The following is a 14385-nucleotide window of genomic DNA, read 5'->3' on the forward strand; positions in this document are numbered from 1 at the left end:
AAGTTACAAAAGAATCAATAATTGACAATTGATTAATGTGATAATGTGCCAATATGCTAATTGGCTGCGCTATGTTTATGCTACGCCATCACGCCCTGGTCATTGACACATTGGCACATTAATCACATTACCACATTGCTATCTGTTAAACAGTTCGAAGGTAAATTTGCAACCTATTTCCTGATACTTCCAGTTTGCAAAGCTGGCAAACAAGCCAAAGTCAAATATATGTGTACCAATGCCATACCCTACTTCCAGATAAGGTTTCAAGTGAGGAACCACCAATGCATTCAGATACAGACGTTCATTCAATACATATTGGGTATATTTCATCAGATGGCGGAGCAGGAGGAAAGGCGCTTCATAGGTAAGGTGTCCGCGGATATATTTACGGGAAGAGTTATACCAGCGGCCGTCCAGCAACTGGAACACCCCGCCAATATCATCACTCCAACCCATAGGAAGATTGGAACGCCGCAAATTGGCAAAGTCCACAAAGTACAGTTCCTTCTGATTGGTAAACTCTCCCCAACCAAAACGCCAATAAATATCACGCATCAAGCCCAAAGAAACCTGATGCTGCAAATCAATCTCTACACGCTCGTACGAACCACTGCTCTGCAACACTCCACTGAGTCCCCGCTCCCAATCTACTGAGATGGAAGGATACTTGGAATGAAGATTTACTTTACGGTCGCCATTCATATAATAGTATTGTCCCGGAGTCCAGGTGAGGCGGACGCGGGGAGCAAAACTATTATAGGTATGGCGGAACTTGTTCAGGATATTCGGGTCAAAATTCGGAAAGAAGGATGAACCTCCGGAACCGGCACGGGTGGCCGACTTGGTAGGCGGCATGCTCGGGTAGTTCAGTTCAAACCGGGAGCGGTTCACTTCCGTACGTCTGTGCATGGATACACCCACTTCCAGCGACAGACCGTTTACTATTTCCCAGCTATGACGCAGATTCAGATACAAATCCTTGAAATAATCCAAGTGTATCTGGTTGAAGTCAAAAATACTGTCGGGGATGGCTTTCAGGTCGTCCAGCACATCACTGCTGTAAATCCGGTTACCGTTACCAAACTCCAGATGCAATGCTGCACGCTTACGGGGCCAATAATCAAAATCGGACCTCACCCTCCAGTAAAACTCTTTTTCCTTAAAATTATAACCTATCCGGGGAACAATGCGCAGCAGGCGATCACCGGTAAAAATACGGTTGTACTTGAACTCCTGCCGATACGAAATTCCATGCTTGCCGCTATAGCTCAAAAGAAAAGGATTGATTAGCGGTGAACAGCGCACACTCCCCAATTTATCAAGGTCTACCGTATAGCGACTGATCAATGCATCTCCAATCTGCCCCCAAAACTCCAAGTTCTTATTCACCGGTTTCTTTTTCCGGGCGAGCGTATCCCGACGCAAGAAGAAATCCTGATACAGTGTCTCCTCATGCGGAGTCAAAGGAATGGGACGCAAAGTTTTAAAGTAAGCAGTATCACGTAGATAAGCATTCGTATCAGTACGCAACGTGTATGAATCGGACAAGTCATATTTACTTTTCTTCACCGACCTCCGTATATCACTGCCAGAAGTTTTCTGAATGATGTTCTTATAATCGAGTACAGCTTCATAAGTGCCATCTACCACATTTCCCAAAAAACGAAACGTTGCATCCACATCATACTGCAACGGAAGAAATTCGTCCGAATCGCCCACATTACCCATCTTCACCAGATTATTGAACCGCACCATCTCATTACGTCCGGAAAAACGCATCTCGCGTACACTCCACACGTTATCACTCACAATCAGATAACCGCCCACCAGCTGAAAGCTTTTGCTTTTTGGCATAAAACGGATTTTATACTGAAGGGCATGCCGTTCCCCCATCACCGTATCAATCCGATAGGTATAATATTTTTTGGCATTGGGTGCTAAAGGAGAGAGTAGTTTGTCATATAATAAGGTAGAAGAATAGATGTTGATGTGAAAATATTCCGGCAGCCGTCCGTCCATTTCCCAAAACTCGGAAGCAGTACCGACACTTGCCTTTACCTTCTGGTCATAGATGTCGGGAGCAGTAAAATGCAAATCGCTATAAGTTTCCATCATATATTCCCGCACCCCTTTCTTGGGCCGGAACATGGAAGGGATGTAGCGGAGAATATGATTCTTCTTACGGATATTCACCCAGCCCTTTATGTAAAGCTCAGCCTTGTAACTTTCAATAATACGTTCATAAAGGGGGGCAAAGAAGATGACTTTCTCCATGATGGAGTCTGCCGAACTCACATGTTTGTCAACCGGATAAGATACACGCTCCGCCCCTGCCTTCTGTACAAAAGAAAACAAGAAGCAAATCCAAATCCATATAAACAACAAACGTTTCAACCGCAATTTCTCCTTATAGAATCGGGACAAATATACGGAAGAATTTGTGTAATGCAAAAACATGTTCCATAAAGAAGCGGGAATGACACTTGTGACACCCTTTATTATAAAACATATGTTACGCGCGAGAGACAATAATACACAAGCACACATAGTTTGTGCGAGATAAATACGAACCTATATTAATTGTTATAAAAAGGATGCCACAAGTGTCATGTACAGAATGATTCGTAATTGTGACACATGAAAATTACTAATCACGACGCACTAAGATTACTAATCGTGATGCGGAAAGATTACTAATCATGGCATGTAACAAACGCAAGCTTTGGGTCGTTTTTCCATAACAAGCAGGCTTTTTCAGGGGGTCTATTCTCAAAAAACACTAATATTTTCGAGAATACCCCCTAAAAAAGAGGGGGTAGTTCAGAAAAAACATGTATTTTTGCGCCCAACAACCAATAAAAGGAGAGACTTATATGTCAAAAATGCGATTTTTTGCTTTGCAAGAACTTGCCAATCGGCAACCTCTTGAAGTGACCACCCCTTCAAACAAACTGTCCGACTACTACGGCAGCCATGTCTTCGACCGTAAGAAAATGCAGGAATACCTGCCTCGTGAAGCCTACAAAGCCGTGACCGACGCCATCGAAAAAGGCACTCCCATCAACCGCGAAATGGCAGACCTGATTGCCAACGGCATGAAAAGTTGGGCAAAGTCCCTCAACGTCACCCACTACACGCACTGGTTCCAGCCTCTGACGGACGGAACAGCCGAGAAACATGACGGCTTCATCGAATTCGGAGAAGGAACGGAAGTGATTGAACGTTTTTCCGGCAAACTGCTCATCCAGCAGGAACCGGATGCATCCTCTTTCCCCAACGGGGGTATCAGAAACACATTCGAAGCACGAGGATATACTGCTTGGGATGTTTCCTCACCTGCCTTTGTGGTAGATACCACACTTTGCATCCCCACTATCTTCATCTCTTATACCGGCGAAGCGCTCGACTACAAGACTCCATTGCTCAAAGCCTTGGCAGCCGTAGACAAAGCAGCGACAGACGTATGCCAGTTGTTCGACAAGAATATCACACGCGTTTATACCAATTTAGGCTGGGAACAAGAATATTTCCTCGTCGACTCGGCACTGTACAATGCCCGCCCGGACCTTTGTCTGACCGGACGTACCCTGATGGGACACTCCTCGGCCAAAGACCAGCAGCTGGAGGACCACTATTTCGGCTCCATCCCCCCACGTGTCACAGCTTTTATGAAAGAACTGGAAATCGAATGTCACAAACTGGGTATCCCGGTCAAGACCCGCCATAACGAAGTAGCTCCCAACCAGTTTGAGCTGGCGCCTATCTTTGAGAATGCCAACCTTGCCAACGACCACAACCAGCTTGTGATGGATCTGATGAAACGCATCGCACGCAAGCATCACTTCGCCGTACTGCTTCACGAAAAACCCTACAACGGCGTGAACGGCTCCGGCAAGCACAACAACTGGTCGCTTTGCACCGATACGGGTATCAATTTGTTTGCACCGGGCAAGAATCCGAAAGGGAACATGCTGTTCCTTACCTTCCTGGTAAACGTACTGATGATGGTATACAAAAACCAGAACTTGCTGCGCGCCTCCATCATGAGTGCCGGAAACAGCCACCGTCTGGGAGCCAATGAAGCGCCTCCCGCCATTCTGTCCATCTTCCTGGGCAAACAGCTGTCTTCCATCCTCGACGAGATAGCCCGCCAGATAAGCAGCAGCAAGATGACATCGGAAGAAAAGACAACACTGAAATTAGGCATCGGACGTATTCCCGAAATATTACTGGATACCACCGACCGTAACCGTACTTCTCCATTCGCCTTCACCGGCAACCGCTTTGAGTTCCGTGCCGCAGGTTCATCTGCCAACTGCGCCGCCGCCATGATTGCCATCAATGCGGCTATGGCCAATCAGCTGAACGAGTTCAAAGTATCCATCGACAAACTGATGGAAGAAGGGGTCGGCAAGGATGAAGCCATCTTCCGCATTATGAAAGAGACCATCATCGCCTCCGAACCTATCCGCTTTGAGGGTGACGGCTACTCCGAACAATGGAAGCAGGAAGCCGCCCGCCGTGGGCTGACCAACATCTGCCACGTTCCCGAAGCCTTGATGCACTACATGGATAACCAGTCCCGTTCCGTACTCATCGGCGAACGTATCTTCAACGAAACGGAGCTTGCCTGCCGCCTGGAAGTAGAACTGGAGAAATACACCATGAAGGTACAGATAGAAAGCCGTGTGCTGGGCGACCTTGCCATCAACCACATCGTACCGACTGCCGTTATCTACCAAAACCGTCTGCTGAAAAATCTCCGTGGCCTGCGCGAGACCTTCTCTCCCGAAGAATACGAAGTCCTCAGTGCCGACCGGAAAGAGCTTGTACGCGAAATTTCCAAGCGCGTAACCGCCATCAAGGTACAAGTACGCGAAATGACCGAAGCCCGCAAAGTAGCCAACCACATGGATAACTACAAAGACAAGGCTTTCGCTTACGAAGAAACCGTACGCCCTTATCTGGAAAGTATCCGTGACCACATCGACCACCTTGAGATGGAAATTGATGATGAAATCTGGCCGCTTCCGAAATATAGGGAGCTGCTGTTTACAAAGTAGGCCTCTCCCTAGCCCCTCCCCCGTAGGGAGGGGGATAGAGATACTACGATAAACAATTAAGTTACTACGATTTACGATTTGACGGTTTACGGTTGGAGTTACTCATACAATCATAAACCCACCTGCTAATGAGCAGTTGTTTAACAATACAAACTTCAATCGTAAATCGTCTAATCGTAAATATATAGATTTTCCTTTATCTCCCCCCCTACGACATCTTTTTGTCATATTTGTGCAATATTTAATTTTTTCTTTTTACATTTGTGCTGTATAACACAGTTTTGCAGCAGTTATGGTAAAAGTAAACTTGTCTGATATTAATGTTCCGGAGTTGATTGCAGATATATGGTCTCCCTTGAATGACGAACAACGGGAATTCCTCGCCAACCACTTCACACTCCAGAACTACAAAAAAAACGAAGTCATCCATTGCGAAGGCGAGACACCTACGCATTTGATGTGTCTGCTGAGTGGAAAGGTCAAAATCTATAAAGACGGAGTCGGTGGTAGAAGCCAGATTATCCGTATGATTAAACCTGTCGAATATTTTGGTTACCGCCCTTACTTTGCAAAAACAGACTATGTCACGGCAGCATCTGCATTCGAGCCGTCTCTTGTTTGCCAAATCCCCATGACTGCCTTGATGACTCTGCTCACACAAAACAACGACCTTGCCATGTTCTTCATCAAGCAATTGTCCGTTGACTTGGGCATTGCCGATGAACGCACTGTAAACCTGACGCAGAAACATATCCGCGGAAGACTCGCAGAATCCCTGCTGTTCCTCAAAGAAAGTTATGGTTTGGAGGAAGACGGCTCCACCTTGAGTATCTATCTCTCGCGTGAAGATCTGGCCAATTTGTCAAACATGACCACTTCCAACGCCATACGTACGTTGTCACAGTTTGCCACAGAACGGTTAATCACCATCGACGGACGTAAAATCAAAATCATAGACGAAGAAAAGCTGAAGAAAATCAGCAAGATAGGATGAGGATAAGGGATTAAGGATTAGGGATGAGCTTATACCTCTTGTTATATGTATAATACTGTCACAAACTAATCCCTAATCCTTAATCCCTTATTAAATCACTCCTTTTGCAGAAAGATACCGTTCCGCTTCAATGGCTGCCTGGCAACCAGTTCCGGCAGCGGTGATGGCTTGACGATAGTGAGGATCAGCAACGTCTCCGGCGGCGAATACGCCCGGCACTTTCGTACGCGGTGTTCCCGGCTCGGTGACGATATAACCTACTTCGTCCGTATCTACATAAGGTTTGAAAATATCCGAGTTGGGTTTATGGCCGATGGCAAGGAAGAAACCGTCAATAGCTACATCATAGCGCTTCTCATCCGGTTCACCCATACGCTGTACCAAATGTACACCTTCCACACCGTTCTCTCCAAACAAGCCTACGGCATTATGTTCGAACAGTACTTCAATCTTGTCATGCTTCATCACACGCTCCTGCATAATCTTGGAAGCGCGAAGATAAGGTTTGCGGACAATCAGATAAACCTTGGCAGCCAGTCCGGCAAGGTAAACAGCTTCCTCGCAGGCAGTATCTCCACCCCCTACAACAGCTACCGTTTTCTTGCGGTAGAAGAAACCGTCACAAGTGGCACAAGCGCTGACACCCATTCCCGCATATTTCTTTTCATCCTCCAGCCCCAGATACTTCGCAGCGGCACCTGTAGCAATAATCAGCGTTTCAGCCTCAATCATCTTTTCGTCATCAATCGTAATCTTGTAAGGTGCTTCAGCAAGATTGGCTGCGGTAGCAACTCCATAACGCAAATCTGCGCCAAAACGTTCGGCTTGCTTCCGCAGGTCTTCCATTAATTCCGGACCTCCGATACCTTGGGGATAACCGGGGAAATTCTCCACATCAGTAGTGGTTGTCAACTGGCCACCGGGCTGCAATCCTGCATAAAGTACCGGTGAAAGATTGGCACGGCCTGCATAAATAGCGGCAGTATAGCCGGCAGGACCCGAACCGATAATCAGACATTTTACTTTTTCTGTTTCCATCATTATATTATTTACTATTTGACTATTTACAATTTACTATTTAGCGCATGTCGATGACTTCAGCTGTAGGATAGGCTTTTTTGTCAAAGACAAAGAAACTATCCGGATAGGATTGTCCTGTCTGGTAGCTATCAATAAGGATAGTAGTCATATACTTACTCCCCCGTGGTGCCAAGTCCACTTGATGCAGACGATACGTATCCTTTGTCACAAACAGATAGACACTTTCAGGGTCTTTTCTCTTGTCGGCAGCAGTCATGGTGATGTAATAAACAGACTTGTCTTGCTTACCACCGACACTGCTCAACTTCAATCTGTATCCCTGCTTGTAGAGGGACAACCAAGCATACGGATTAAGAGTCTGCAATTCCTCCTGCGTAGGTTCCGATACATTCACCTCATCTGCCGAAGCCACATAGCTCCACTGCGTATGTCCGTCAAACCAAGTCTTCATTCCCTCGGTCTCAACCACAAATTTCTCACCTTCCAGATAGAGAACTCCCGCATAAGAGCCTTGTTGTTCGTTCACGGTAAACGCCAGCTTCACCCCTCCCGCTTTCCGAAAGGCTTCGGCTGTACGCTCCAATATATTCTTGGCATCCGGTTGTTGTGCCGACATCGGCACAGCAAACAACAGCAATAGCACACCAAGTAAAAGCTTATCAAGTTTCATCATTCTATAAATAACCATTCCTTATTGCAAATTGTTTAACCGCATTTCCAGGTCGCTCTCATCTATACAGAACACCTCACGCGCCTTACTACCTTGCGCCGGTCCCACAATCCCCGCTTTCTCCAACTGGTCCATGATGCGGCCGGCACGATTATAACCGATGGCAAACTTACGCTGAATGAGCGATGTGGAACCCTGCTGGTGAATAACAACGAGACGGGCTGCATCCTCGAACAAAGGATCGAGACGTCCCATATCCACATCCCCCAAATCACCTCCTGCATTTTCATCCACATATTCGGGCAGATAGAAAGCAGTGGGGTAACTCTGCTGGCGGGCGATAAACTTCGTAATCTCCGCCACTTCGGGCGTATCGATAAAGGCACACTGCACACGCACCGGGTCAGCTCCCTGCAGGAATAACATATCACCGCGGCCTATCAGCTGGTTGGCTCCCGGACGGTCGAGGATGGTACGCGAATCGACCATGGCCGATACACGGAAGGCGATACGCGCCGGGAAGTTGGCCTTAATCGTACCCGTAATGATGTTTGTTGTCGGTCGCTGTGTAGCGATAATCATATGTATACCCACGGCACGCGCCAACTGGGCGATACGTGCGATGGGCAGTTCCACATCCTTACCGGCTGTCATAATCAAGTCACCGAACTCGTCGATAACGACTACGATGTAAGGCATGAACTTATGCCCCTTTTCCGGATTCAGACGACGGTTGATGAACTTCTCGTTATACTCCTTGATATTGCGCACATGGGCAGCTTTCAGCAAGTCATAGCGAGTATCCATCTCCACACAGATGGAGTTCAAAGTCTGCACCACCTTCGTGACGTCCGTAATGATGGCATCTTCCCCGTCGGGTAATTTCGCGAGGAAGTGATGCTCAATTACGGAGTAGATGCTGAATTCTACTTTTTTGGGGTCTACCAGCACAAACTTCAGCTCTGCCGGATGCTTCTTATATAATAAGGAGGTGATGATGGCATTCAACCCCACGGACTTACCCTGACCGGTAGCACCGGCAACGAGCACGTGCGGCATCTTGCACAAATCCACCATAAACACTTCATTCGTAATCGTTTTACCCAGTGCGATGGGCAAGTCGTAAGTAGACTCCTGGAACTTCTTGCTGCCGATAATGCTCTGACCGGATACAATCTTCGGATTGGAGTTGGGCACTTCGATACCAATCGTACCCTTTCCCGGAATGGGAGCGATGATACGGATGCCGAGCGCCGAAAGGCTGAGGGCAATATCATCTTCCAGACCGCGTATCTTCGAAATGCGGACGCCCTGCTCGGGAGTAATTTCATACAGCGTCACCGTAGGACCTACCGTCGCCTTAATGGTACTGATTTCTATACCGAAACTACGCAGAGTATTGATAATCTTATCCTTGTTCGCGTTCTGCTCTACCATGTCAATGGTCGGACCATTGTCATCGTAATGCTTCATCAAGTCTATTGTGGGGTAATGATAGTTTTCCAAATCCAGACGGGGATTATACGGCTCCTTCTCCGTTCCCACATACTCCTCCTCTTCAGCCTTCTCAACCTGGAATGCCGGTTCCTTCTCTACCGGCTGTTCCCGAAAAGGGGGCACCGGCTCCGGTGCAGGAGTCTCAAAAGTCATGGTAACATCCTCATCCGCAGACTTGGCTGGCTTTACCTTTCCATCACTTCCACCCAAGTCAAGGGTGATTTCATTCAGCGGTTCGTCCTCTTCTTCCTCTGTGGCAATCTCCTCCTCCTTTTCAAGAACCTTTTCCGGCTCCGCAGCTTCCGGTGTCGGAGCAGTAGTCTTTTCCTTTGCACCCCAAGAGGTCTTGAACTCTTCCGGCGTTTCACCCTGCATGCTTTCCGCCTTCTCCTTACGCTTCAAGAAGCTGAGACTAAACAATCTGCGCAACCAGATGACAGTCCGTGCACTCAGATAGATGAGGAAGCAGATGGCAGTTACCAACAATAGCAGCCATACTCCCGGCACACCGACTTGAGACACAAGCCAGTTGCTGACATTGTATCCGTGCATACCGCCCAGATAGAGGAAAGAGTCCTTGTACTGGTCTACAAACACAAAACCGAAAAATACCGAGAACCACACCAGCATCAACGAACAGCCGATGAACCACTTCCACAAGCGCACCACACGCACCCGCATCAGCTTCAATCCCGCCACAGCCAGGAACACGAGAATCAGGAAAGACGATACGCCGAAACAATCATTTATCAGATAGCTGGCCAACTGCGCACCGCGGCTACCGGCGTAGTTCTTCACCCCATTATTGGTGGAAATCAGCTCCTGCGCACTGCCTCCGTCAATGATGCTCTGGTCTGCCGCTCCCGTGAAAAAGAACGACGAAAAGGCGAGCAACAAATAAACCGAAAAGATTACCAGTACCAAGCCGATAACGAAATGAACAGTTTCACTTCTAAATAACGCTGCCACTTTCCCAAAAAACGAGAGTGACAGCTCCGTATCTTTAGCTGTTGAATTTTTCTTTGCCATATTTTTTAAATAACTATTGAGAATTGATTGCAAAAATAATAAAAACTATCCTTCTGCCGCGTTGTTTTCATTCTTTAATTTCTCGTCTGCCGATTATAGGTATTCCTAATCTACCACTGTAGTTTTATCGCATGTTTTACTTACATGCTTGCATGAAATGACATAGCGCACTAATTTACAACAGATTGCGCCATGCAAGCAGACCTCATGCAAGCATGCAGGCAGATTTTGCCTACATGACGCAATCCATGCAAGCCCTATACGCATCAACCTACTCTTTTTCCTTCAAAAAATAAATCGGCTGTTTCTGCAACCCTTTGTTCACCAACACATTCTCCTCACAAAGACGACGAATCTGCCGCGTCGCAGTCGTGCGGGTCATGCCGCAAATCGACTGTACAACACTGCGGGTGATGAACTCATTCTTACGTAGATAGTTCACCACTTTTTGCTTCACCTCATCATCCGTCAGCCTCTTTTTCGTGAGATTCCGCAATTTCAGCGGCTTTACCTTCAATACTCCTATCTCACTGCGCAGCGCCTTGTCCGGTCTGAAAGTGATGTTTTTCAACTTCACCTTAGTACTTTTCCGCTTTGTCTCCAGTGTCACCGGTTCCGTGCAGGTCAGCGTGGGAACAAAGTAACCGATGCCGTCCAAATGTACCTGCCTGCCCTCCCCCAGCTCGCGTCCCACAAAATGCGACAAAGCATCGAGTACCGCCAGTACATCCGTCTCGGTCAGCGAGCAGTATTCTTGTATATGCCTGCGCAGCTCATCGGTCGTCGTGGAGCCGTTCAGTTTAATCCGGGGATGCAGGGTCAGTTCTTCCCCTTGTTTATCCTTCGTTTTCGGGTTTTCGTACCAATCAAATAAAATTGCCATATTCTTTCCTCCATTTTTAGATTCATTTCTGTTGCTGTCTGCAGGTTTCGCTCATGCAAAGTACCGGCTTTCATTAGGCAGAGCATGGGTCTTCCTTACGCAAAGAAGCGTTCTTCCTTCTGCTGAAAGCTTATCAAAAAAAGATGCGCACAGCTGTGGTTTACCTTCTTCATATTTGTGATACACCTTCTTCACAACTATGAGAAAGACATTCCACGACTGTGCGCAACTACAAACTACAGAGGCAAAGATAATGAAAAGCAGGGGGCTTGGCAAAGGAATGCTAATCTTTTTCAGATTGAAGCATGTAATAATGCGGTAATAATAGCGCTATTTGCCCAGTTCCATAATTGCAATAATTAATCTTCATCATCATCGTCATAATCTTCATCGTAGTCATCATCGTCACCATCCCATCTACACCCACAAGCATCACAAGCATAATCATTAATACCACTTGAATCAGGATAGACCAAATGCGAGCCACACTCAGGGCAACGCAACTTGTTGTTATCATCATCGTCATCCGCAATTTCATCACATGGCCATTCTCTTCCACAATCCGGACAAACATAATTCACGCCATCGAAATAGGCATTCTCATTCAAACAAAAAATACATTCCATAACTATCTTATTTTTAATTATTACTTTTATTCATTATTCTTTTTGCATATAAGCAGCATTTAATCAGCACAACTCCCACCAGCATAGAACAGACAATGCCAATTGCAATGAAAAGAGGACTTCTATCAGCGGAAGCAATGCCGTTTTTTGCCAACACCCAAAGTCCCGTCTGAAAACAAACGGCCGACAACAAGCAGAACAGCAGCACATTGCGTTTCCAATGTTTTGGCATCGGTTCATTTTTTTCTACCTCTTCTACCATTTCCTTCATTGCTTCTTCAATCCATATCTTCATCTTCATTGTCTTGAGGATTTATTTCATATTTGGGGTCTAAATCATATCTGTACGCAAGCAAAAAATCGGCCTTTTTATCTTTGGGTTTACAAAGAGAATACAATATGGCCCCTACTACCAATGGGGCAGCCGCAACAACTGCAATCCCTGCCAGCATACCACCTCCTATTATACCGCCAATTGCAGCCAATCCGGAGGTTATTCCTGCTGCCGACAACCCAGCAACAACACCTGAAGCCGAAATCAAGCTTATCATTCCTGCCACCGTACAAGCAGATCCTCCACTTGCCATTATTTTGGCAACCAAATCATCTTTGTCTTTTCTAGTCATCTTTTTGTAAGCATCAAAATCTTTGCCTAATACAACGGTGAACATGATACAGAATTCTGCATAGCACACGTCAGTAGGATAGCTCTTGCCCTCGGCCAAACGTGTAATTGCGTACTTCGACATTGTCATAGCCACTGCAAGTTCATCAATAGAAATAGAAGAATTACTCATGAATGAACGCAAAAACGGAGCGAAACCGACTCCTTTTGGAAATTCTTGATTTTCCATAATCTTTTTTTTTAAAGTTTATATTATGGCGCCCTCTGCCTATAAAAACAAAAAGCAACCGTTAGCATTAACGATTGCAAAAATATGGGGGAAGAATCAAGCACGAAATAGACGTCTACGAAAAAGGCAATCAACCTCTTTATCCATTCCTCATGTTCTTTTTAAATTCTTCCCATTGCCAGTCAGGAAAGTTCAATGTATCATTTACGATTCTCCACGCGTCCTTTGGCAGGTCTAATAGAGTTTGCAATATTTTCCATGCATTTATTATTATAGATGTAGCATCGCCCTTTGTACACACCTTTCTTAGTGTTGCCCCGAAAGATCTGCCGTTCATTGTCATCAGAATCTTGTTGATATGCGTGTAAGGAGGTGAAACAGCCACTATTCTATTATTTTCTTTACCACACTTAGAAGTATCTAATGTTTTCAAATAAAATTGCATATACCCCAGAAGAAGTATAATCACATAGACAAATTGTTTATTAGTTTTCTTCTGGAAATCTCGCTCTTTCACATCTCCGTTTCCTACTATCCGCCACGCTGCCTCATAGTGTTTTTCTTTTGTTAAGTATCCACTTTCAGTGGCCTTTTCCAGCAGCTTCTCAAACAATTTTTTATTTGTCTTCCCCTTTCCCTTTTTCGACATTCGGCCTATCTTTTCAAGCAGTTCCTGATATGCCTCTTTTGTAAAGTTAACATCAGCAGAGAAACGTATCTTATCCTCTTTTTGAGACTCTTTCCGGGAGTCAGAACGTTTTCTCAGAGCCTCAACATCTTCATTTTCAAGATACCCCTCATATACACTTCTTATAAGACGAACCGCCCTTGCACCCACCTCCACAATATCCTCATCTTCATGAAGAGTAATCCAAAAGGGCCAATAAGTATGGTTGTTCGCATTATTTGTAGGCTTAAAGCGGTGAGTGAAAAATTTCCCCGGAAATGTATTTTCAAGAACAGCAGTAACATAATAACGAATATCTTCCCATTCTTCATTGAACATGGCCATCCCATCTTTATCATTCTCATCAAGAATCAGTCCCTTACATCCATAATAAATGCCGACAACCGGTTCATACACATCATATTCTATCAGAAATTCATACCCTCTGCATCCATCCTTACTGTACAATGTCCCCAGCTTGTACATCATGTGATGTGGAGCCTTGTTCCCATGAAAAGAAGCATCCGCTTTAAAATCCTCCACTTCATCCAGCAGCCTCATCTTCTTTTTATAAAACTCTGAAGCTTCGTCATTTAACCTTTTCCAATGCTCCCGGTTCCTCTCTCTGATTTTATCTTTCTCCATCTCAGAGACAACCTCCTGACAGTTCACATCACATTCGGCCCCATCAAAATCAATGCTAACACTGGAAAAGTATTCAAGGGCTGCCTGCACTTCTTTCTTTTTAGCATAGACCTGCCTCGCTATAAAGATGCAAGCCTCCCGCGTAAGGTGATAGTTTTCCACGCTCCTACGCGCACCAGAGCCTACCCCAACCATTTCAACCATCAGGTTAAAATGCTCATCCACATTTATACCATCCGCTTCGGCAGACCTCATGGCTTTTGCCAATGGAACGGAAAATTTCTGGTACGTACTATACCCCAAAGCAGCGCACAATTCCCTCGAAGTCCAGTATGACCGTCCTTGCCCATCAAACTTCCTTATTTTCTCAAAAGGTGATTTATCACTGATTTTCAATTCTTTATTCATAAAGA

At 45.7% G+C, this 14385-nt stretch carries 11 protein-coding genes; 2 read left to right on the top strand and 9 right to left on the bottom strand.

Annotated elements, in window-relative coordinates; all coding sequences use genetic code 11:
- Positions 1–138 precede the first annotated feature (138 nt).
- Positions 139–2460, bottom strand: coding sequence for a DUF5686 family protein (locus DWX62_RS03170; protein WP_034522728.1), 2322 nt, complete (start codon positions 2458–2460; stop codon positions 139–141).
- Between the two features lie 416 nt (positions 2461–2876).
- Here DWX62_RS03170 and DWX62_RS03175 point away from each other — a divergent pair, with 416 nt between their 5' ends.
- Positions 2877–5066 (top strand): glutamine synthetase III, encoded by a 2190-nt coding sequence (locus DWX62_RS03175; protein ID WP_118936851.1) that lies wholly within the window; start codon positions 2877–2879, stop codon positions 5064–5066.
- Positions 5067–5358: 292 nt separating this feature from the next.
- Positions 5359–6060: a Crp/Fnr family transcriptional regulator gene (locus tag DWX62_RS03180; protein ID WP_005832010.1), complete on the top strand. Its 702-nt coding sequence runs from the start codon at positions 5359–5361 to the stop codon at positions 6058–6060.
- Positions 6061–6150: 90 nt separating this feature from the next.
- Here DWX62_RS03180 and trxB read toward each other — a convergent pair whose 3' ends face one another.
- From trxB to DWX62_RS03225, 8 genes are all read right to left on the bottom strand, one after another.
- Positions 6151–7101, bottom strand: coding sequence for a thioredoxin-disulfide reductase (gene trxB, locus DWX62_RS03185; protein WP_034522730.1), 951 nt, complete (start codon positions 7099–7101; stop codon positions 6151–6153).
- A 37-nt stretch (positions 7102–7138) separates the two neighbouring features.
- A complete protein-coding gene (locus DWX62_RS03190; protein WP_080707064.1) occupies positions 7139–7789 on the bottom strand; it encodes a LolA-like putative outer membrane lipoprotein chaperone in 651 nt (216 codons plus the stop codon).
- A 3-nt stretch (positions 7790–7792) separates the two neighbouring features.
- On the bottom strand, positions 7793–10297 hold the full coding sequence (locus tag DWX62_RS03195) for a DNA translocase FtsK (RefSeq protein ID WP_120172577.1): 2505 nt from the start codon (positions 10295–10297) through the stop codon (positions 7793–7795).
- Positions 10298–10568: 271 nt separating this feature from the next.
- Positions 10569–11180 carry a winged helix-turn-helix transcriptional regulator gene (locus DWX62_RS03200; protein ID WP_005832923.1) on the bottom strand — a complete coding sequence of 204 codons (612 nt, stop codon included), beginning with the start codon at positions 11178–11180 and terminating at the stop codon, positions 10569–10571.
- A gap of 359 nt (positions 11181–11539) precedes the next feature.
- On the bottom strand, positions 11540–11806 hold the full coding sequence (locus DWX62_RS03210) for a hypothetical protein (protein WP_005832022.1): 267 nt from the start codon (positions 11804–11806) through the stop codon (positions 11540–11542).
- A 13-nt stretch (positions 11807–11819) separates the two neighbouring features.
- Entirely contained in the window at positions 11820–12107 is a 288-nt protein-coding gene (locus DWX62_RS03215; RefSeq protein ID WP_035449033.1) for a hypothetical protein, read from the bottom strand.
- Positions 12085–12660: a hypothetical protein gene (locus tag DWX62_RS22120; protein WP_070101133.1), complete on the bottom strand. Its 576-nt coding sequence runs from the start codon at positions 12658–12660 to the stop codon at positions 12085–12087. Before DWX62_RS22120 ends, DWX62_RS03215 begins: the two co-directional genes overlap by 23 nt.
- Before the next feature lie 139 nt (positions 12661–12799).
- Positions 12800–14380 carry a hypothetical protein gene (locus DWX62_RS03225; RefSeq protein WP_133303662.1) on the bottom strand — a complete coding sequence of 527 codons (1581 nt, stop codon included), beginning with the start codon at positions 14378–14380 and terminating at the stop codon, positions 12800–12802.
- Between the last annotated feature and the right edge of the window lie 5 nt (positions 14381–14385).

This window comes from Bacteroides sp. AF20-13LB, from assembly GCF_003603065.1.
Taxonomy (GTDB): Bacteria; Bacteroidota; Bacteroidia; order Bacteroidales; family Bacteroidaceae; genus Bacteroides; species Bacteroides uniformis.